The organism is Mycolicibacterium rutilum (assembly GCF_900108565.1).
Classification (GTDB): domain Bacteria; phylum Actinomycetota; class Actinomycetes; order Mycobacteriales; family Mycobacteriaceae; genus Mycobacterium; species Mycobacterium rutilum.
The window spans coordinates 1442839-1462292 of the sequence record NZ_LT629971.1 but is presented as its reverse complement, the minus strand read 5'-3'; the positions used below and the strand labels follow the sequence as shown (position 1 = coordinate 1462292).

19 protein-coding genes, 1 tRNA gene and 1 pseudogene are annotated in these 19454 nt (G+C 67.8%); 10 read left to right on the top strand and 11 right to left on the bottom strand.

Features of this window, described 5'->3' with window-relative positions; all coding sequences use genetic code 11:
- Positions 1-127 precede the first annotated feature (127 nt).
- Positions 128-730 (top strand): TetR/AcrR family transcriptional regulator, encoded by a 603-nt coding sequence (locus BLW81_RS07015; RefSeq protein ID WP_083406563.1) that lies wholly within the window; start codon positions 128-130, stop codon positions 728-730.
- Here BLW81_RS07015 and BLW81_RS07010 read toward each other — a convergent pair.
- Positions 714-1901: a DUF7373 family lipoprotein gene (locus tag BLW81_RS07010; RefSeq protein WP_083406562.1), complete on the bottom strand. Its 1188-nt coding sequence runs from the start codon at positions 1899-1901 to the stop codon at positions 714-716. The genes BLW81_RS07015 and BLW81_RS07010 overlap by 17 nt on opposite strands.
- A 175-nt stretch (positions 1902-2076) precedes the next feature.
- On the opposite strand from BLW81_RS07010, the gene BLW81_RS07005 reads away from it, so the two are divergent.
- Positions 2077-2367: a hypothetical protein gene (locus tag BLW81_RS07005; protein WP_083406561.1), complete on the top strand. Its 291-nt coding sequence runs from the start codon at positions 2077-2079 to the stop codon at positions 2365-2367.
- Positions 2368-2373: 6 nt separating this feature from the next.
- Here BLW81_RS07005 and BLW81_RS07000 read toward each other — a convergent pair whose 3' ends face one another.
- The 4 genes from BLW81_RS07000 to BLW81_RS06985 are packed head-to-tail and all read right to left on the bottom strand — an operon-like array spanning position 2374 to position 7009.
- Positions 2374-3873: a SulP family inorganic anion transporter gene (locus BLW81_RS07000; protein ID WP_083406560.1), complete on the bottom strand. Its 1500-nt coding sequence runs from the start codon at positions 3871-3873 to the stop codon at positions 2374-2376.
- 23 nt (positions 3874-3896) lie between these two features.
- Positions 3897-4652 (bottom strand): ABC transporter ATP-binding protein, encoded by a 756-nt coding sequence (locus tag BLW81_RS06995; RefSeq protein WP_083406559.1) that lies wholly within the window; start codon positions 4650-4652, stop codon positions 3897-3899.
- A complete protein-coding gene (locus BLW81_RS06990) occupies positions 4649-5530 on the bottom strand; it encodes an ABC transporter permease (RefSeq protein WP_083406558.1) in 882 nt (293 codons plus the stop codon). Before BLW81_RS06990 ends, BLW81_RS06995 begins: the two co-directional genes overlap by 4 nt.
- A gap of 33 nt (positions 5531-5563) precedes the next feature.
- Positions 5564-7009 (bottom strand): ABC transporter substrate-binding protein, encoded by a 1446-nt coding sequence (locus tag BLW81_RS06985; RefSeq protein WP_235632208.1) that lies wholly within the window; start codon positions 7007-7009, stop codon positions 5564-5566.
- Between the two features lie 277 nt (positions 7010-7286).
- Here BLW81_RS06985 and BLW81_RS06980 point away from each other — a divergent pair, with 277 nt between their 5' ends.
- A complete protein-coding gene (locus BLW81_RS06980; protein WP_083406556.1) occupies positions 7287-7652 on the top strand; it encodes a YidH family protein in 366 nt (121 codons plus the stop codon).
- On the top strand, positions 7649-7981 hold the full coding sequence (locus tag BLW81_RS06975; protein ID WP_083406555.1) for a DUF202 domain-containing protein: 333 nt from the start codon (positions 7649-7651) through the stop codon (positions 7979-7981). The genes BLW81_RS06980 and BLW81_RS06975 overlap by 4 nt, the downstream gene beginning before the upstream one ends.
- Here the strand turns inward: BLW81_RS06975 and gyrB are convergent.
- The 4 genes from gyrB to BLW81_RS06955 form a co-directional block, all read right to left on the bottom strand.
- Entirely contained in the window at positions 7978-9900 is a 1923-nt protein-coding gene (gene gyrB, locus BLW81_RS06970; protein WP_083406554.1) for a DNA topoisomerase (ATP-hydrolyzing) subunit B, read from the bottom strand. The two genes, BLW81_RS06975 and gyrB, sit on opposite strands and share 4 nt — an antisense overlap.
- 7 nt (positions 9901-9907) lie before the next feature.
- Complete coding sequence (locus tag BLW81_RS06965) at positions 9908-11260, bottom strand: arylsulfatase (protein ID WP_083406553.1); 1353 nt, start codon at positions 11258-11260, stop codon at positions 9908-9910.
- A gap of 69 nt (positions 11261-11329) precedes the next feature.
- Positions 11330-12031, bottom strand: a complete 702-nt coding sequence (locus BLW81_RS06960) for a GntR family transcriptional regulator (protein WP_157897905.1) — start codon at positions 12029-12031, stop codon at positions 11330-11332.
- Positions 12032-12249: 218 nt separating this feature from the next.
- Positions 12250-13128 (bottom strand): formylglycine-generating enzyme family protein, encoded by an 879-nt coding sequence (locus tag BLW81_RS06955; protein WP_083406551.1) that lies wholly within the window; start codon positions 13126-13128, stop codon positions 12250-12252.
- A 62-nt stretch (positions 13129-13190) separates the two neighbouring features.
- On the opposite strand from BLW81_RS06955, the pseudogene BLW81_RS06950 reads away from it, so the two are divergent.
- The 3 genes and pseudogenes from BLW81_RS06950 to BLW81_RS06940 form a co-directional block, all read left to right on the top strand.
- A pseudogene (locus tag BLW81_RS06950) lies at positions 13191-13481 on the top strand (VOC family protein); the annotation flags it as partial.
- 57 nt (positions 13482-13538) lie between these two features.
- The gene (locus tag BLW81_RS06945) at positions 13539-13877 is read left to right on the top strand and encodes a hypothetical protein (RefSeq protein ID WP_083406549.1); all 339 of its coding nucleotides are present in this window, start codon (positions 13539-13541) and stop codon (positions 13875-13877) included.
- Positions 13874-14713 (top strand): SDR family NAD(P)-dependent oxidoreductase, encoded by an 840-nt coding sequence (locus BLW81_RS06940; protein WP_083406548.1) that lies wholly within the window; start codon positions 13874-13876, stop codon positions 14711-14713. Before BLW81_RS06945 ends, BLW81_RS06940 begins: the two co-directional genes overlap by 4 nt.
- 108 nt (positions 14714-14821) lie before the next feature.
- Here BLW81_RS06940 and BLW81_RS06935 read toward each other — a convergent pair whose 3' ends face one another.
- The gene (locus BLW81_RS06935; RefSeq protein WP_083406547.1) at positions 14822-15355 is read right to left on the bottom strand and encodes a DoxX family protein; all 534 of its coding nucleotides are present in this window, start codon (positions 15353-15355) and stop codon (positions 14822-14824) included.
- Positions 15356-15510: 155 nt separating this feature from the next.
- A tRNA-Leu gene (locus tag BLW81_RS06930) sits at positions 15511-15593 on the bottom strand.
- 282 nt (positions 15594-15875) lie between these two features.
- Between BLW81_RS06930 and BLW81_RS06925 the strand changes: the two genes are divergently transcribed.
- The 3 genes from BLW81_RS06925 (at position 15876) to BLW81_RS06915 (ending at position 19452) form a co-directional block, all read left to right on the top strand.
- Positions 15876-17294 (top strand): FhaA domain-containing protein, encoded by a 1419-nt coding sequence (locus BLW81_RS06925; protein ID WP_083406546.1) that lies wholly within the window; start codon positions 15876-15878, stop codon positions 17292-17294.
- Positions 17295-17428: 134 nt separating this feature from the next.
- Entirely contained in the window at positions 17429-17896 is a 468-nt protein-coding gene (locus BLW81_RS06920) for an FHA domain-containing protein FhaB/FipA (RefSeq protein ID WP_083406545.1), read from the top strand.
- Positions 17893-19452, top strand: a complete 1560-nt coding sequence (locus BLW81_RS06915; protein ID WP_083406544.1) for a PP2C family protein-serine/threonine phosphatase — start codon at positions 17893-17895, stop codon at positions 19450-19452. Before BLW81_RS06920 ends, BLW81_RS06915 begins: the two co-directional genes overlap by 4 nt.
- Positions 19453-19454: the final 2 nt, after the last annotated feature.

Here is a 19454-nt window from a genome sequence, read left to right as displayed (position 1 = left end):
CTCCCTTTGTCGCCCGCGAACGTGGGTTACCCGCACGCACTGCTCGCCGCAAACGTGCGGGTAACCCACGTTCGGCCCCGTTTTGTTGTGACAGACTGTAACGACAAATGCAGCGAGGGGGGTGGAAATGGCCGAGACCGCAGCGCCGCGCCGCCGACGGCAGGGTTCGCGCCGGGACCCGTCGATCGACGCCGACGTGCTGGCCGCCGCGCGACGCCTGCTGATCGAGCGCGGCTACGCCAACACCACGATCGACCTCATCGCGGCCACCGCGAACGTGAGCCGGCCCGCGGTGTATCGGCGGTGGCGGTCCAAGGCTCATCTCGTGCACGAGGCGCTGTTCCCCGACCTGGGCCAGGATCCGCCCGAAGACGACTTCGTCGCCGAGATCACCCGGCTGTGCCGCGGCGCGCTCGCGATGTACGCCGATCCCGCGGTGGCCGAGTCAATTCCCGGACTGCTCAACGACTTACGAGCCGACCGCGGTATGCGCCGGATGCTCAGCGACCGGTTGGAGGCGACGGCGCGAAGCCAACTGGGCGATCGGCTCACCGCCGCGGTGGACGCCGGCGTCGCGCGGCCGGACATCAGCGCCGACACCGTCATGGACGTCATCGCCGGCGGCGCCTGGTACGCGGTGTGTGTGCGGCGGGTCAAAGACGTCGACGCCGCAGCGGCCGAACTGTGTGCGCTGGTGCTGAACGGGGTGCTGATCAGCTCATCAGCATGATGTACTGCGCGGCCGTCATCTGCTGGGCGGCAAGCAGATTCGGCGCGCTGACCTCCATCGCATAGTTGTCCGCGGTACCGAGGCAGTAGAAGCTGCCGTCGTTCATGCCCAGGCACCGGCTGTTGGGCATGTTCGGCACCGCGTTGGCCGGCTTGGCGGTCGGCGAGACCTCGGCGAAGAAGTCCTCGACGATGCGCTTGGCGCCGTCGGCGTCGCGGGTCTCGTAGACGTTCGTGCCGCCCATCGAGACGGTGTCCATGCCGATGTCGGAGAACAACTTCGAGGTGCGCGCCGGGTCGGACTGGAAGTGCAGCGCGCCGCGCTGCTCGTAGGTGGCGTTCTTGGTGAACGACGCGTCCTGCCCCTCGATCGGCAGCGTCCGGGCCAGCAGCCCGGTCGGGTCGATCGAGATGTCGGTGAACTCGCTGGGGTCGGTGGCCCGGAAGTTGTCGATCTCCGGAGTCTGCAGCTCGATCGCCTTGACAATCAGCCCGGTCGCGGCCTCGACGCCCGCGGTGACCTGAGCCAACTGCATGAACACGTAGGGACCGTGCGCGGTGAACGACCGCACCGCGCCGAACGGCCCGCTGGCGCGATCGGTGCCGGTGTAGCTCGATGCGCGGGCTTCGGGATGGTTGGGTACGTCGAGCTTCTGCGGCGGCCCGTCGGCACTGGCCAATTGCAACGCGGTGTCGCCGAGGTCGGTGGCCGCCGCGGTGGCCGCGCCGTCGTCGGCGAAGCGCAGCACCGCGTTGAGCATCATCTTGCTGCCCTTTTCGATTCGGGCCGTGGCGAATCCGTTGACGAAGTTGTGCCTGCCGGCCGCGGCGGCGAAGTTCGCGGGCCCGATCAGCGCGAGCATGTCGGAGTGCGGAAGCACCATCGCGCCGAAACCGAACCAGCCCGACAGCGCCGGGTCGACCTCCCAGGGCCCGATGACGTGGTTGGCCATCCGCTGCGCCTCGATGATCACCCCACGCCGCGGGTCCCCCGCCGCGCCGAGCGGCTCGCGCGGCTCGGTCGGATAGCGGCCGGGGTCGAGCTGGTCGAAGTTCAGTGCGGGCGCCGACGGTCCACCGGTGCCCTTCACCGCCGTGCCCTCGACAGTCGAACCGCACGCCGCCGTCAGCAGCGCGACCGCAGAGATGAGCGCAAGAAGTCCGTGCCGCATGCCCAGAAAACCTACCCGGAGTCGGGCGCGGGACCGTCGAGGCGTGCCGAGCGTCCAGCCGCGGCCGGGGAATCGCACGCGGCTGCAGAGCGTTGCTAGAGGAGCGTCCGTCGCTGAATCATAGGTGTTCACGGCGCCAGGCGACGACCTGTGTCGTTTAGCGGAACGGAGTTAGATGTTCAGTCCCGTGGATTTCTGGAGCGTGGTGGATGACACCGGGAGACTGTTTCAGATAACGCGCGTCGAGCTCGGCGGCTTGGGAAGCGACCGATGGATCGGCGAAGTCCTCAACCGCTCGGGTTCTGTTGCGGACAGAGTCGCGTTTGCCTTCGACATCGAGCGCATGGGTGACTTCGTCCGGTACGTCACTGCCAGCTATTCGCGGGCCATGACGGAGGAGATGGAGAAGTTCAACGACCTGCGGAAGTATCTGGACGACCTCGATTGGGGCGACGACAGCGCGTGACGGCGGTCAGATTCCCAGCCGCCCCGACAGTTTGGTGAGCCGCTCGAGACTCGCCCCGTCGAGGCCGGTGAGCCGGACGGTCTTGCCGCGCGCCTCGTACTTCTGTCTGATCGCGTCGAGTGTCGCCACCGAGGACGCGTCCCAGACGTCGGTGCGCGACAGGTCGATCACCACCTCGTCCGGATCGTTCGCGTAGTCGAACTGGTGGATGAGGTCGTTGCTGGAGGCGAAGAATAACTCGCCGCGCACCCGGTAGGTCCGGGTGTCCGACGCCGAGTCGGATTCGACGATCGTCATGTGCGCCACCCGTCGCGCGAAGCCGACCATCGCCGCCAGCACGCCCAGACCCACGCCGATGGCGAGGTTGCCGGTCGCGACGGTGCCGATGACCGTCACCACCATGACGGCGGTTTCGCTGCGCGGCATGACTTTCAGCGTGCGCGGCGCGATGCTGTGCCAGTCCAGGGTCGCCACCGAGACCACGATCATGACCGCCACCAGAGCGGCCATGGGGATCATCCCGACGACGGGTCCGAGCGCCACGACGAGCACGAGGATGAACACCCCGGCCAGGAACGTCGAGATCCGCGTGCGGGCGCGGGCGACCTTGACGTTCATCATGGTCTGCCCGACCACCGCGCAGCCGCCCATCCCGCCGAATAGTGCGGTGACGATGTTGGCCATGCCCTGCCCGAACGCCTCGCGGGTCTTGTTCGACGGCGTCTCGGTGATGTCGTCGACGAGCTTGGCCGTCATCAGTGACTCGAGCAGCCCCACCAGCGCCGCTCCCAGCGCGTACGGCGCGATGATCTGCACCGTGTGCCACGTCAGCGGGACGTCCGGAATGCCGGGCAGCGGAAGGGAGTCCGGCAGAGCACCCTGGTCGCCGACGTCGGGCACGTCCCAACCGAACAGCACGACCAGGGCGGTCAGCACCAGCACCACCACCAGCGGCGCGGGCACCGCCGTCGTCACCTTCGGCAGCAGCACCATCAACGCGATGCCGACCGCCGTGAGCGGATACACCAGCCACGGCACCCCCAGCAGGTGCGGCACCTGCGACACGAACACCAGGATCGCGAGCGCGTTGACGAAGCCGATCATCACGCTGCGCGGAATGAACCGCATCAGCTTCGCGACGCCGCCGACGGCCAGCAGCACCTGGAACAACCCGGCGAGCACGATCGTCGCCACCAGGTACCCCACCCCGTACTCGCGCGCCACCGGCGCGACCACCAGGGCCACCGCCGCCGTCGCCGCCGAGATCATCGCCGGCCGGCCGCCGGCGATCGCGATCGTGATGGCCATCGTGACCGAGGAGAACAATCCGACGCGGGGATCGACACCGGCGATCACCGAGAACGCGATCGCCTCCGGGATGAGGGCCAACGCCACCACCAACCCCGCCAGCACCTCGGTGCGCAGCAGCGCAGGAGATCGAAGTGCCTGCAGCACAGACGGTGTCGCGGGGCTATGGACCCGCGGTGATGGCAGCGTGAGACTCACGGACTTCTCCTAGACGATGGCGGTCAGGCGCTCTTGGCAGGGCTCTGACCGAGGAAGGCGAGGATGTCGCGGCGCAGCCGCTGATAGTCCTCGTGGAACTGCGCCTCTGGTGAACGCGGATTGTCGATGGCGATGACGTCGGCGACGGTCGCGGGCCGGTGGCTCAGCAGCACCACCCTATCGGCCAGCAACAGCGCCTCGTCGACGTCGTGCGTGACGAACAGGATCGTCATCTTCTGCTGCTCCCAGACCGACATCAGCAGCCGCTGCATGTCCAAGCGGGTCTGGGCGTCCAGCGCGCCGAACGGCTCGTCCATCAGCATCACCTGCGGCTCGCACGCCAGCGTGCGGGCAAGCTGCACCCGTTGGCGCATGCCACCGGACAGCTGCGCGGGCAGGTGGTCCAGGTAGGCGTCGAGGCCCACCTGCTGCAGCCGCGCGGTGGCCGCCCGCGTGAGCTCACGGCCCCGCACACCGCGCAGCCGGATCGGGTACTGCACGTTCTTCAGCGCGGTGCGCCACGGGAACAGCGCGTCCTCCTGAAACACCATGGCGCACTGGGCCGCATTGCCGGCGACGGGCGCACCGTCGACGGTGGCGGTGCCACCCACCGGGGTGAGCAGCCCGGCCAGCGCTCGCAGAATCGTCGACTTGCCGCAGCCCGACGGGCCGAGGAACACGACGATCTCGCCGGGCTCGACGGTCAGCGTGATGTCGGCGGCGAGGACGCCGTCGAAACCGAGTTTCAGGTGGTCGAGGTGGACTGCTCCGGTGGTCATCGGGCGGCCCTCGGCAGCCAGCGGTTGACGCGGCGGCCGACGTACTCGACGAGCCAGGCGGTGCCCAGGCCCAGTGCGCCGATCGAGAGCATGCCGACCACCACGCCGGCGTAGTCGAGCAGCCCGTAGGACTGCCAGGTGTAGTAGCCGATGCCGAACTGGCCGGAGATCATCTCCGCACTGACCACGCAGATCCATGCGACGCCCATCGCCACCGACAGGCCGGCGAAGATGCCGGGCAGTGCGCCCGGCAGGATCACCTGGAACAGCAGCGACACCCGGCCCGCGCCCATCGTCTTGGCGGCTTCTTCCCACACCTTCGGCAACGAGTCCATCGCGTGGATGGTGCTGACCACGACGGGGAAGAACGCGGCGAAGAACGTGATGAACACGATGCCCTGCTCACTGGACGGGAACAGCAGGATGGTCAGCGGCACCAGCGCGATCGCCGGTATCGGTCGGATGATCTCGATGAAGGGCCGCAACGTCATTCGCGCCACCTCGGAGCGGCCGACCAGGATGCCCAGCGCGACGCCGACGACGGCGGCCAGGCCGAAGCCGAGCAGGATGCGCTGCAGGCTGGCGAACAGGTCGTCGTAGTAGGAGCCCGATCCGACCCGCGCGATGAAGGCGTCCAACACGCTCGCCGGTGTCGGCATCCGGTTGAACCGCAGCCACGCCACCACGCCGTAGTCGGTCAGCAGGTGCCACAGCACCAGGAAGCCGGCGATCGGGAGCAGCGGAAGGACGAAGGCCGCGGTGCGGGTCCGCAGCCTCGCCGGCAGCAGCCCGGCGAGGGTTACCCGCAGCGGGGTTCGCGGTGGCGCCGCGGGCGCCCGGGTGGGCACCGCTCCGACGTCGTTCAGGGTCAGCGTCATCTTTTCTCCTCGGTTTCCGGGTCGGGCGGGTTTTCAGCGGGACGATCTCGACTGCGAGACCGCGGCGTCGTATCCGACAGGGGTGGCCTGCGGGTGTGTGGCGCGATAGGCGTCCGCGCCGGCGTCGGTGGCGAACGGCTTGTAGCGCTGCGTCGGCGGGGCGCCCGGGTCCGCGAGCCAGACGGCGTGGTCGGCGAACAGTCGGATGCCGGTCAGCGTGTCCGGGACGTAGGCGGCACGCACCTCCTCGGTGGCGGCCACCCGGCGCAGCAGACACGTCGGCGTGGCGGCGGGATGTGTCGTGTCGGCGCCGGCCGGCCACACCTCCGATGCCTGCGCGGGGTCCGCGACCGGCAGCCGGCACAGGTCGTCGGTGCCGCTGAGCTTCGCCGGGTTCGCGACGTCGTCGAGGCGCCGTTCGTAGTCGGGCCCGAACAGCGTGCGCAGATAGCTGTCGTCGATGAAGTCGGCGACGTCGAAGTCGGCGGTGACCGATCCGCGCTTGACCAGGAACGCCTTCACCTGATCGAACGCGGCCGAGAACTGCCGTTTGATCGTCATGTCGAACGACACCAACCCGTTGGGCCCGTTGTAGAGGTAGACGACCTCGGGTTCGATGCCGGTAAGCGCGCTGACGCGCTGGGCTGCCCGCAGCGGGTCGGCGACGATCGCCTCGGTGGTGCTCTGCACCGCTTCCATGAAGGCGGTCATCACCTCGGGGTGGCCGTCGGCGAAGTGCTTGCGCACCACGACGCCGTGGAAGGTCGGAACCTCGTTGTCACCGCCGTCGTAGAGCAGCCGGCCTTGCTCGCGAAAGACGACCAGCTGCGGCCACGGCACGAACTGTGCGAGTGCGTCGACCTGACCGCCCTCGATTGCTGCGGCGCCGACGGCCGGGTCCTGGTTGACGATGTTGACGACCGCTTTGTCGATGTCGTTGCGCTGCAACGCTGTCGAGAACATGCCGTCGCCGGCGGAGCCCAAGCTGGTCGACACGCGCTGCCCGGTCAGGTCCGCCAGTGTGCGTGCGCTCGATGTCTGCGGCACCACCACCTGGTTCAGCGACCCGCGCAGGCTGTAGCCGGTGGTCGCGATCATCTCGGTCTCGGCGTCCGCGTACTTGCGGGTTTTGGAGCCGTTGGTGAGCAGCGGGTAGTCGCCCATCGAACCGATGTCGACGTGGGTGGCCATCATCTGGGCGGTCAGCGGCGCGCCGGACGCGAAATCCTGCCACACCACGCGGTACCGCTGTCCGGTCTGCTCGCCGAGCCGCTCGAGCGCCTTCTCGAACTCGCCGCTGTCGCGCAGCAGTGTGCCGGCGTTGACCGTGTTGATGGTCTTGGACTGGTAGCCGACGTTCACGGTGACCGTGGGGTCGGTGAGCAGCCCGCACCCGCTCAGCGCCTGGGCGCCAACGGCGGCCAGGCCCGCGAGTAGGGCCGCGGCACGGCGGCGGGGGCTCTGGGTTCGCTGGTTCACGTTGACCAGAGTCGACGTTTTCTGTTACCTCGCCGTCACTGGAGGTTGCCCGATAGTTACGCCATCGGCGCTGATCTGCAGGCCGAGGTCGAGGCGCGGGCGCTGCCAATTCTTCCGGCGTTCCGCCGAGCGATGTGCCGTCGAGATCGACGTCAGGGCTGTTCGCAACGCCCGATCGCGACCCTGACGTAGATCTCGACGCACATTCGGGTGACATCTGCGTTACGCCACCTGCCCGGTACTGGCGGCCGCCCGGGGGGTCCCGAACACTGGGACGGTGAACGTTGAAACTGTTGTCGCCGAGCATGACTCGGAGCTCACCGAGCCCGACTACCGGTTCACCCTGGCGAACGAACGGACCTTTCTGGCGTGGCAGCGCACTGCGCTCGGATTGCTGGCCGCCGCGGTCGCGGTCGTGCAGTTCATGCCCGAACTCGGCGTCCCCGGGTCGCGGCACGCCGTCGGCATGGCTGTCGGTGTCCTCGCGGTTCTCACGTCCGGCGCGGGTCTGCACCGGTGGCACCGGGTGGACTACGCGATGCGGCGGGATCAGCCGCTCTCGCGACCGCGGACGCCGGTCTACCTGACGATCGGCCTGATCGTGATCGGGTTGGTGACGATCACAGTGGCGGTCGCAGCGTGACCCGTGAGGCGCTGGCCCAGGACCGCGGGCTGCAAGCCGAACGCACGGACTTGGCGTGGGCCCGCACGTCGCTGGCGGCGCTGGTGGCCGGCGGACTGCTGCTGGCCAGAGAGCACGGTCTCGACCAGCCTTCCCGGGTGAATGTCGGTGTGGCCGCACTGGTGTGCACCGCCGCAGTGTTTCTGATCGGGGTCCGGCGGCGCCGCGCGCTCGCGGCCCGTCCGCTCGCGGTACGCGTCACCGCTCGGCGCCAGGTGTTCTGCGCCGGGGCGGCCGTGTTGATTCTGGGCGCCTTGGTGATCACCTACCTGGCGCTGCCGTTGTTTTAGATGTCCAGGAAGCGGACGTCTTTGGCGTTTCGGGTGATGAAGCTGCGGCGGGCTTCGACGTCTTCGCCCATCAGGATGGAGAACAACTCGTCGGCGGCGGCGGCGTCATCGAGGGTGACCTGGCGCAGCACCCGCACCGACGGGTCCATCGTGGTCTCCCACAACTCCTTGGCATCCATCTCACCCAGACCCTTGTAGCGCTGGATACCGTCATCGGTGTTGATCTTCTTACCCGCCGCACGCCCGGCCTCGAGCAACCCGTCACGCTCACGATCGGAATAGGCGAACTCGGGGGCGCTGCGCTGCCACTTGAGCTTGTACAACGGCGGCTGGGCCAAAAAGATGTGCCCGTTTTCGACCAGGGGTTTCATGAACCGGAACAACAACGTCAACAACAGCGTGGAAATGTGCTGGCCGTCGACATCAGCATCAGCCATCAACACGATCTTGTGATAACGCAGCTTGGAGATGTCGAACTCGTCGTGGATACCGGTGCCCAACGCGGTGATGATCGCCTGCACTTCAGTGTTCTTCAGCACCCGGTCGATACGGGCCTTCTCGACATTGATGATCTTGCCGCGCAACGGCAGGATCGCCTGAAACATCGAATCGCGCCCACTCTTGGCCGAACCACCGGCCGAATCACCCTCGACCACATACAGTTCGGACTTGGTGGGATCCGTCGAGCGGCAATCCGCCAACTTACCCGGCAACCCACCGATATCAGTGGCACTCTTACGACGCACCAAATCCCGCGCCTTACGCGCAGCCGCCCGCGCCCGCGCTGACGACGTGACCTTCGCGATGACGGTCTTCGCCTCGGCAGGATTCGCCTCGAACCAGTGGGTCAGGTTCTCGTGACAAACTTTCTGCACGAACGAGCGGATGTCGGCGTTGCCCAGTCGCGTCTTGGTCTGGCCCTCGAATTGCGGTTCGGCCACTTTCACCGCCACCACGGCGGCCAGGCCTTCGCGGATGTCTTCGCCGGTGAGGTTCGGATCTTTGTCCTTGAGCAGCTTCTTGTCCTTGGCGTACTTGTTGACCACCGACGTCAGCGCCGCACGGAAACCCTCCTCATGAGTACCGCCCTCATGGGTGTTGATCGTGTTGGCGAAGGTGTGTACCGACTCGGTGTAACCCGCGTTCCACTGCATCGCCACTTCGACCTCGATGGCCGGCGCCGTACCGGTGAAGCCGACGACGGTCGGCTGGATCGGCTCTCGGTTCCGGTTGATGTGGGCGACGAAGTCGACCAGCCCGCCGGGATAGTGGAACGTGCGGCTATCGGCGTCTGCGCCGCGCTGGTCACTCAGGGTCAGGGTCAGGCCGCGGTTGAGGTATGCCATCTCCTGAAGGCGGCGCGCGACCGTCTCGACGCGGTACGTCGTGGTCTCAAAGATTTCCGGGTCAGCCCAGAAGCGCACTCTGGTACCGGTTCTCGCGGTAGGCGCACCCTTGGTCAGAGTGCCGGGCAGCGATCGGTCATAGGACTGCGACCACTGATAGCCGTCGCGCCAGATGTCGACCTCGAGCCGGGTGGACAGCGCGTTGACGACGGAGACGCCGACGCCGTGCAGACCGCCCGAGACGCTGTAGGAGTCCGAGTCGAATTTGCCGCCGGCATGCAGTTGCGTCATGACCACGTCGACGGTGGGGATCCCGGTGGCGTGCTGGGCCACCGGGATCCCGCGTCCGTCGTCGACCACTTCGACGCCGCCGTCGGCGAGCAGGGTCACGTCGACCCGGCTGGCGTGTCCCGCCATCGCTTCGTCGACGCCGTTGTCCACGACCTCCCAGATCATGTGGTGCAGGCCGCGTTCGCCCGTCGACCCGATGTACATGCCGGGTCGCTTCCGGACGACGTCGAGGCCCTCCAGGATCGTGATCGATTCGGCACCGTAGCTTTTCGACGACGTCATGGCGCTGTTACTGCGTGCGCGCCGGCACGAAGTCGATGGGCGCCCCGGCCGGGATCAGCTCCTCGGTCTGCACGCTCTCCTCGAATGCCTGGATGAAGCGGTACGCGTGCTGCATCACCCACCACCGCACCCAGGTCTGGTTGACCGCCTCACGCTCCTTCGGGTCCTCCAGCAGGTTGGTGATGCGCGCGAAGCCGAGCGGAATCTCCGGATCGTGAAAGTGCTGCTGGCGCTTGAAGTTGATCTTGAACTGTGACCATTTGACGGCGTGCAGTTCTTCGTTGAGCCACACCATGCAGCCTTCGCGCCTGGATTCGTCGGCGCCGGCAAAGAACTCGCGCTGGTCGATGCCGTCGATGATGCGGTCGTCGGGGACGTCACAGCCGGCCCAGCGCAGCAGCGTCGGAAACATGTCGGTGACGTGCACCATCTCGTTGCTCTCGCGCGGCGCCACCTTGCCCGGCCAGCGGATCAGGCAGGGCGTGCGGATGCCGCCCTCGGCCGAACTGAAGTAGGAGCCGTCGAAGAACCCTGCGGTGCCGCGACCGGCCAAGTGGTCCTCGGCGCCGTTGTCGCCGGCGAACACCACGATCGTGTTGTCCTCGATGCCGAGTTCGGCCAGATAGTCGAGGATGCTGCCAAAGTCGTGGTCGAGCATCAGCAGCGAATCTCCCCACGCGCCGTTGGTGCTCTTACCCTTGAACTCCTCGCGCACCTCCATCGGGAAGTGCATCAGCGAGTGGTTGTGGTACAGGTAGAACGGCTTGCCGGCCTCGACGCTGCGCTTCATGAAAGCCTTGGCGCGACGGTCGTATTCGCCGTCCATCTCGCCCTTGAGCTTGACCGTCAGCTGCTGGTCGGTGGTGGTGACCCCGTCGGCCTTGGTTCCCTCGTACATGTAGGAGTAGCCGTCGCGCTCACCGTCGTACCACGGGTCGTCGGGCCACAGGCACTCGTCGTAGGTCCGGGCCGGCCCGTACCACTCGTCGAAGCCGTGGTCGGTCGGCCAGCGACCGTCCTCTGCGCCGATGTGCCATTTGCCGAAACATGCGGTCGCGTAACCGGCTTCAGAGAGGATGTCGCCCATGGTGCGTTCCCAGGCAACGATGCCGCCGCCGTTGCCGCCCAGCGCGATCGTGTGGTTACCGGACCGGATGGGGTAGCGGCCGGTCATCAGCGCCGACCGGGTTGGGGTGCACTGCGGCTCGACGACGAAGTGCGACAGTTTCAGCGACTCGGCGGCGAACGCGTCCGCGCGGGCGGTGTCGGCGCCACGCAGGATGCCGCCGCCGTAGCAGCCGAGCTCGCCCATGCCGAGGTTGTCGACATGGAAGTACACGATGTTGGGTTGTTCGGGCATGACGAATACACCTTCCAATTCGGTTGCGGAATAACCCTTTCGGGCGTGGGGTGGGTGGCGGCGCCAGTCCTACGGACTCGCGGCGTCACCCCGTGCGGCGGTGGTCACCAATGAGCACCGATCGCCGCGGTAGCGGACGGTTTCGAGGTCGAACGGGGTGCCGTCCTCGAGGTGGGTCAGACGATGGAGCAGCAGCAGCGGTGCACCGGGGCGGATCTTGAGCAATTCGGCGGTTCGGGAGTCGGCGGCGACGGACTCGACGGTGATCTCGGCCCAGCCCAAGCGCACGCCCAGCTCGCGCTCGACGATCGCGAAGACGTCCTGCTGAGCGAGTTCGGCGTCGACGGGGATGGCGCCGATGCGCAGCGACGTGGTGTCCAGCGAGAGCGGCAGCCCGCCGACCGACCGCAACCGTTCGATGAACAGGATCGGCGCATTCTCCGGCAGCTCGAGTTTCGCCGCGACGAACGGGGTCGCCGCCGACTCGCGCACCGAGAGCACCTCGTTGTCGACCGGCAGCTGGTGTCCGGCAAGGGATTCAGCGAGACCCTCCAGTCGGTCGAGGTGTTGGCGCAGCTTTGCGCCGGTGACGAAGGTGCCCGATCCCTGGACGCGGGTGATCAGGCCTTCGCCGCGCAGCAGCTCCAGGGCCTCGCGGATGGCGTTGCGGCTGACACCGAGCTCCGCGGCAAGCTCAGACTCGGGCGGCAGCGCCGGCCGCGCCGCGGCGAGTCCACCGAACGCGCCTTCGAGGATCTGGCTGCGAAGCACGTCGCGCACCCAGCGCGCGGCGTCGGCCCGGGTGCCCGCGTACTCGCGTACCGACGGACGGGGGAAGTCCTTCGGCGGAACCTTCGGGCGGCGGGGCATGCACTCACTGTGCCACCCCGGGAGCCCGGTGGCGGATTACCGAATGTTACGCCACCTGATGTCGCCGAAACGTCCAGGCCAGCGTCTTTGCCGCGGCGGAACCTCGAATGTTTCGCCACTCACGCGATGCAGCGAAAGCCGATGTGCGTCGTGGCGCTGTCCTGAGACTGCGACGAGCGCGCGGCCGGGCGGTACCGGTGGCAGTACTCGGGTGCGCACAGGTGTGAACCGCCCTTGAGGGTCTGGTTGACGGTCGGGTCGCCGGACGGCGCCGGCGGCGGGCAGCAGCTCTGTGCGGGCTCGTCGATTCGGTGGTGACGGCTGTAGGGGGTGGTGGTCCACTCCCACACGTTGCCGATCATGTCGACGAGCCCGAATCCGTTGGGGGGAAACGTGCCTACCGGCGAGGTGCCGGCCCAGCCGAGCGCGCCATCGTTCTGGTACGGGAACCTGCCCTGCCAGGTGTTGGCCATCAGGCGACCGTCGGGACGCACGTCGTCGCCCCAGGCGTAGGCGGCGGTGGAACCGGCACGCGCGGCGTACTCCCACTGCGCCTCGCTGGGTAGGCGGCGGTCAGCCCACGCCGCGTACGCCGCGGCGTCGGGGTAGGCGACCTGGACGACCGGATGATCGGGGCGGTCATCGATCGACCAGTCCGGACCGAACGGATGCCGCCAGCAGGCGCCGGGCACCCAGTCCCACCACTGCCGCCAATCGCGCAAGTTGACCGGTCCGTCCGTCGGTCTAAACACCAGCGCACCAGGGACGAGGTCGGCGGGCGGGACGTTGGGGAAGTCGGCAGGATCGAGCGGACGTTCGGCGACCGTGACATAGCCGGTGGCCCTGACGAATTCGGCGAACTGCGCATTGGTCACCGGATGGCGCTCGATGGCGAACGGCGCCACCGACACGGTGTGGACCGGAGCTTCCTCCGGATAGAAGGCGGTCGATCCCATCCGGTACGAGCCGCCGGGCAGTTCCACGAGTTCGGTGAGCACCCCCGACAGACTAGATGCTTCCGTAGAGCGGGCGCTGAAACGCCGTCGGGGATACTCGTCCGGTGCTTGGCCATCTCGGCGTCAACGTGCCCGATCCGGCTTCCGCGAAGCGGTACTACGCAGCGCTGATGCCCCTGGCTGGCTTCGAGCCTTTCCTTGACGCTCACGATGAGTTCGCATTCCGACCGGCAGGCGGCAAACCCGGCACCTATCTGTTTTTCTATCCGGCCACCGCGGCAGGCGACTACTCATCAGATCAAACGGGGCTTCGGCACTTGGCTTTCATGGTTCGTCGGCGCATCTTCGTCGACGCGGTAAATGAGTTCGCGATCGCCTGCGGCAACACCACGATCGGGACTAACGACGATCTGGCTTGACTCTCCCCTTGGGGGAGGCTCCACCGTGGGGTCATGACCACAGAATGGGATGCACTCCCGGACACCATCAAGACGTTCATGACCGCGCTCAACACGCCAGAGGACGGCCGAGCGGTCGCCGCCTTCACCGCCGATGCCGTCGTGACCGATGAAGGCCGCGACTACAGGGGCCGCGACGAGATCGGGGCCTGGCTGACCGCCTCGGCCGGCGAGTACACCTACACATCGGAGTTCACCGGCGCGACCACGACTGACACGACCGTCGACGTCAAGCAGCACCTGGAGGGCAACTTCTCCGGCGGGGTCGCCGACCTGCACTTCCGCTTCACCCTCGATGGTGCGTCGATCAGCCGGCTGGTGATCGAGCCATGAGCAGGCGATGGTTCATCACAGGTGGCACGCCCGGCGGCTTCGGAGTGGCGTTCGCAGAGGCGGCGCTGGAGATCGGGGACCGCGTGACGCTCACCTCCCGGCGCCCGCAAGAACTGGCGGGGTGGGCCGACCAGTACGGCGACCGCGTTCTGGTCGTGCCGCTCGAACTCACCGATACGGCGCAGGTGCAGCGCGCGGTGTATGCCGCCGAGGAGCGCTTCGGCGGCATCGACGTGCTCGTCAACAACGCCGGCCGAGGTTGGTACGGATCGATCGAAGGGATGGACGAGTCCTCGATACGGGCGATGTTCGAACTGAACTTCTTCGCGGTGCTCTCGGTGACGCGTGCAGTGCTGCCGGGGATGCGCGCCCGCGGAAACGGGTGGATCGTCAACGTGTCCTCGGTAGCCGGGCTCGTGTCGGCGGTCGGATTCGGCTATTACAGTGCGACGAAGTTCGCCATCGAAGCCATCACCGATGCCCTGCGCGAGGAGGTCGCAGCACAGGGCATCTCCGTCTTGACGGTCGAACCGGGGGCGTTTCGCACGAACGCCTACGCCGGCTTCTCGAACGAGCCCGTATCGGAGGCTATTCCGGAGTATCACGACATGCTGGAGCAGGTCCGTGCCGCCTTCGTGGAGATGGACGGCGTGCAACCCGGCGATCCGCGCCGTGGTGCCCGTGCGGTGATCGCTGCGATGGCTCAAGACCCGCCGCCGCGCCGGCTGGTCCTGGGCAATAGCGGATACGACGCCGTGACCGACACGCTGGAGCAGACCCTGGCCGACATCCGGACTAACGAGATGCTCTCTCGCAGCGCGGATTTCCCCACCTAAGCGGTCGGCTGAGCGAGATCGAACATCGCGCCGATCGCTGCCAGCGGCGCCGCCAAGGGCCAATTGGGCAACAGCGGACGGGTAGGTCCGCAGACTGACAGCTGGTCGCTACAGGACGGTCTTGAGCAGCAAGACACCGACCGCGGATGCGACACCGAGACCGATGCTCGCCGCGGCCCATGCCGCGCCCTCTCGATGCCATGCGCGACCGGTGTCGAGCGCAAGTCGTCCGGCGCCGGTGCAGGCGATCGCCACCGCCGCAGTGGCATAGAGCAGCGCCATTTGGTATCCGGTCGGGCCGAAGAGGCCACCTGACCACGTGACGCTCGCCGCGTTGATCATCACCCCGAGGACGATGGCGCAGGCCAGCGGGGTGAACAACCCGAGCAGCAGCAAAGTCCCTCCGACCGCCTCCAGCGTCCCCGCGACGGCGGCGAAGAACATGCCCGGCCGATAACCGAGGTCGGCGAACATTGCACCGGTGGCGGTGAGCCCCTGACCACCGAACCAGCCGAAGAGTTTCTGAAGGCCCGCCGCGGTTAGCAGGCCGCCGAAGACGATGCGCAGGAACAAGATTCCCGCGTCAACGACGTCTGCGTGAAGCTCGACTGCGGAAGTGGGTCGTGATGTTGCCGTGTCCATGCCGGTGACCGTAGAACCTCAATCGGACTTGAGGTCAAGGCCCGGGGTCGGGCGTCGACAGGGCGGAGCCCGGCGGCAATCTGTTCAGCGATGAGTACGGGCAACACCGAGCACAGAGGCCACGAACCAGTCTCGGTTCGTGGCCTCTGCGATTGTGGGCGAAGGGGGACTTGAACCCCCACGTCCCGAAGGACACTGGCACCTGAAGCCAGCGCGTCTGCCATTCCGCCACTCGCCCCAACAACCGGGGGAGCCTATCACGCTCGGCGCCCCGCTCCCCAACCGTACCGGCTGCCTTCAGATCAGCGCGACAGAGGTCGCGATGGCGCCGGCGACGACGCGTTGACCTCCACTTATCGCACCCTCAGCGGCCGTCGCGCCGATTCTCAGAATTCTGTTGGTCCCGCACCGCCGCACTTGGCCGATACCATGCAGAGAAGCATTGTGGCCAGGCGACACGCTGGCACCCGCTGCGGGTGAGCAGGACCGATGGACGACGACGAGTGAGGCGGGCGGTGAAATGGGTCTAGTCGACCGGATCGAGCGCAAGCTCGAGTCGACGGTCGGCGACGCGTTCGCCCGCGTCTTCGGTGGGTCCATCGTCCCGCAGGAAGTCGAGTCGTTACTGCGCCGCGAAGCCGACACCGGGGCGCGTGAAGTGCTCGGCGGTCAAGTTTTGGCGCCGAACGAGTACGTCATTACCCTCAGTGTGCCTGACTATCAGAAGGTGAGCGCCGACCCAGACCTCACATCAGCGACTTTTGCCAAGCATTTGGAGGGGTACATCCGTGAGCAGGGATGGCAAACCTATGGTGATGTTGTCGTCAAGTTCGAGCAGTCGGCCAACCTGCACACCGGACAGTTTCGCGCGCGTGGCGTTGTCAACCCTGACTCGACCACCGGCGAACCCGCCCCATCACCCCGAGAACGTGCGTCAAGCGCAGAATCAGGAGTACCACCGATGAGCGACAACCCGAGCTATCGCGGCGGCGGCCAGGGACCGGGGCGGCCCGCCGACGAGTACTACGACGACAGATACGGCCGTCCCGATGACCGCGGCCAGTACCCGCCGCAGGAACAGGGCGGCTATCCGCAGGGCGAGCAGCCCGGCTACCCACCCCGCCACGGCGGCTACCCCGACCAGGGCGGCTATCCCGAGCAGGGTGGTTACCCCGACCAAGGTGGCTATCCCGATCAGGGTGGCTACCCGCCGCCGTCCTACGAGCAGCGCCCGCCGGCCGGATACGGCCCGCCCCCGCAGGGCGGCTATCCCGATCAGGGCTACCGTCAGCCGCCCGCCGGATACGGCCAGCCGGGTTACGGCCAGCCACCCGCCAACGACTACGACTACGGCCGCCCGCCCGCGCCGGGACGACACGAGGACGGCGGCTACGGCCGGCCCGAGCCGCGGCCGGGCTATCCCGATCAGGGTGGCTACCCCGACCAGGGCTACGGCGGACAGGGCTACGGCCGTCAGGAACAGGGCTACGCGCCGCCCGACTACGGCCGCTACAACGACGCGCCAGCAGCCGGATACGCCGAGCCGGGTTACGCCGAGCCGGGTTACGCCGAGCCCGCGGGCGGGGGCTACGACTATGGCCAGCCCGCCGCCGGATACGGCGGCTACGGCCAGGGTGATTACCAGGCCGGTGGCGCGACGGTGACGTTGCAGCTCGACGACGGCAGCGGCCGCACCTACCAGCTGCGTGAGGGTACGAACGTCATCGGCCGCGGCCAGGACGCCCAGTTCCGGCTGCCCGACACCGGCGTGTCCCGGCGCCACCTGGAGATCCGCTGGGACGGTCAGGTCGCGTTGCTGTCCGATTTGAACTCCACCAACGGCACGACGGTCAACAACGCGCCCGTGCAGGAGTGGCAGCTCGCCGACGGCGACGTGATCCGGTTGGGCCACTCCGAAATCATCGTTCGCGTGCACTGAGCGCGGCGCGGCGGGCGGCGAAGCTGGTCGCTTCCCGCTCATCTCGGTGACCGTCCAAGTATCGTGACGGTGCCGAGGCTGGCTGCGTGGATGCCGAAGCGACGCGTACGGGACGGAGACGGAGAGGACGTCAGATGCAGGGGTTGGTACTGCAACTGACGCGCGTCGGTTTCCTGTTGCTGCTGTGGCTGTTCATCTGGTCGGTGCTGCGGATCCTGCGGACCGATCTCTACGCGCCGACGGGCGCGGTCATGGTGCGCCGCGGGCTACCGCTGCGCGCCTCGCTGCTGCCCAACCGCGGCCGCCGCAACGTGGCACGCCAGCTCGTCGTCACCGAGGGCGCGCTGGCCGGAACGCGGATCACGTTGGGTAGCCAACCGGTGCTGATCGGCCGCGCCGACGATTCCACGCTGGTGCTGACCGACGACTACGCCTCGACGCGCCACGCCCGGCTGTCGCCGCGAGGGTCGGAGTGGTACGTCGAAGACCTAGGATCGACCAACGGCACATACCTCGACAGGGCGAAGGTGACGACGGCGGTACGGGTTCCGATGGGGACGCCGGTTCGAATCGGCAAGACGGTAATCGAGCTGCGCCCGTGACCCTTGTACTGAGATACGCCGCGCGCAGCGATCGCGGCCTGGTTCGCGCGAACAACGAGGACTCGGTGTACGCCGGTGCGCGGCTGCTGGCGCTCGCCGACGGCATGGGCGGGCACGCCGCGGGCGAGGTCGCCTCGCAGCTGGTGATCGCCGCGCTGGCCCACCTCGACGACGACGAGCCCGGCGGTGACCTGCTCTCCAAGCTCGACTCCGCGGTCCGCGAGGGCAACTCGGCGATCGCCGCCCACGTCGAGGCCGACCCCGAACTCGAGGGCATGGGCACCACGCTCACGGCGATCCTGTTCGCGGGCAACCGACTTGGCCTGGTCCACATCGGCGACTCGCGGGGTTATCTGCTGCGCGACGGTGAGCTCACCCAGATCACCAAGGACGACACGTTCGTCCAGACGCTCGTCGACGAGGGCCGGATCACCGCGGAGGAGGCGCACAGCCACCCGCAGCGCTCCCTGATCATGCGCGCGCTGACCGGCCACGAGGTCGAGCCGACGCTGATCATGCGCGAGGCCCGCGCCGGTGACCGCTACCTGCTGTGCTCGGACGGGTTGTCCGACCCGGTCAGCCACGACACCATCCTCGAGGCGCTGCAGATCTCCGACGTGTCCGAAAGTGCCGACCGGCTCATCGAATTGGCGCTGCGCGGCGGCGGGCCCGACAACGTCACGGTCGTGGTGGCCGACGTCGTCGACTACGACTACGGCCAGACCCAGCCGATCCTGGCCGGTGCGGTCTCCGGTGACGACGACCAACCACCGCCGAACACCGCGGCCGGCCGCGCGTCGGCGTTCAACCCGAAACGCAACGAAGCCAAACGCGTTCTGCCGGAACCGGAGGAGCCGCCGCGACCGCCGAAGTCGCGGCGGCGAATGTACATCGCCGCAGTGCTGCTCGTGCTCGTCGTGCTCGCCGGACTGGCGGTGGGCCGCGAGATCATCCGCAACAACTTCTACGTCACCGCGCACGAGGACACCGTCTCGATCATGCGTGGCATCCCCGGATCGATCCTCGGCTTCCCGCTGCAGGAGCCGTACCGGCAGGGCTGCCTGACCGAGCGCAACGGCCTGACCCTGATCAGCCCCGGGCAACAGCCGCGCGACTGTGAACTGCTGCGGGTCAGCGACCTCAAACCGTCCGAGCAGCGCCAGGTGATGGCGGGCCTGCCGACGGGCACCGAGGACGAGGCCATCACCCAGATCAACCAGTTGGCCCGCGACTCCCTGCTCCCGATCTGCACACCGGTGCCGCCCACGCCGCCGCGCACCACCGCACCGCACAGCCCTGCGCCGACGAATTCGCCTGGACTGCCGAACAATCCGCCGAGCGAGGGCGAAACCCCGGCACCCGAGACCCCGCGCACCGTGTCCCCGTCCCCGCCGTCGCCCGAGCCCACCGACCCCGGTGCGCCACCGCCGGCACCCGCTCCCCCACCGCCGGATGCGCCGGCCCCGGAGTCGACGCCCAAGCCGCCGCCGCCCCCGACCGTCACCGCACTGCCGCCGGTACCCGAGCCGGGGACCAACTGCCGGGAAACGTCATGACC

Bases quoted from the DNA above. Each gene is read 5' to 3' on its own strand.
- BLW81_RS07005 (WP_083406561.1), top strand. From the start codon at position 2,077: ATGTTCAGTCCCGTGGATTTCTGGAGCGTGGTGGATGACACCGGGAGA.
- BLW81_RS07015 (WP_083406563.1), top strand. From the start codon at position 128: ATGGCCGAGACCGCAGCGCCGCGCCGCCGACGGCAGGGTTCGCGCCGG.
- BLW81_RS07010 (WP_083406562.1), bottom strand. From the start codon at position 1,901: ATGCGGCACGGACTTCTTGCGCTCATCTCTGCGGTCGCGCTGCTGACG.
- BLW81_RS06965 (WP_083406553.1), bottom strand. From the start codon at position 11,260: ATGCCCGAACAACCCAACATCGTGTACTTCCATGTCGACAACCTCGGC.
- BLW81_RS06925 (WP_083406546.1), top strand. From the start codon at position 15,876: ATGGGTCTAGTCGACCGGATCGAGCGCAAGCTCGAGTCGACGGTCGGC.
- gyrB (WP_083406554.1), bottom strand. From the start codon at position 9,900: ATGACGTCGTCGAAAAGCTACGGTGCCGAATCGATCACGATCCTGGAG.
- BLW81_RS06990 (WP_083406558.1), bottom strand. From the start codon at position 5,530: ATGACGCTGACCCTGAACGACGTCGGAGCGGTGCCCACCCGGGCGCCC.
- BLW81_RS06945 (WP_083406549.1), top strand. From the start codon at position 13,539: ATGACCACAGAATGGGATGCACTCCCGGACACCATCAAGACGTTCATG.
- BLW81_RS06995 (WP_083406559.1), bottom strand. From the start codon at position 4,652: ATGACCACCGGAGCAGTCCACCTCGACCACCTGAAACTCGGTTTCGAC.
- BLW81_RS06920 (WP_083406545.1), top strand. From the start codon at position 17,429: ATGCAGGGGTTGGTACTGCAACTGACGCGCGTCGGTTTCCTGTTGCTG.
- BLW81_RS06940 (WP_083406548.1), top strand. From the start codon at position 13,874: ATGAGCAGGCGATGGTTCATCACAGGTGGCACGCCCGGCGGCTTCGGA.
- BLW81_RS06935 (WP_083406547.1), bottom strand. From the start codon at position 15,355: ATGGACACGGCAACATCACGACCCACTTCCGCAGTCGAGCTTCACGCA.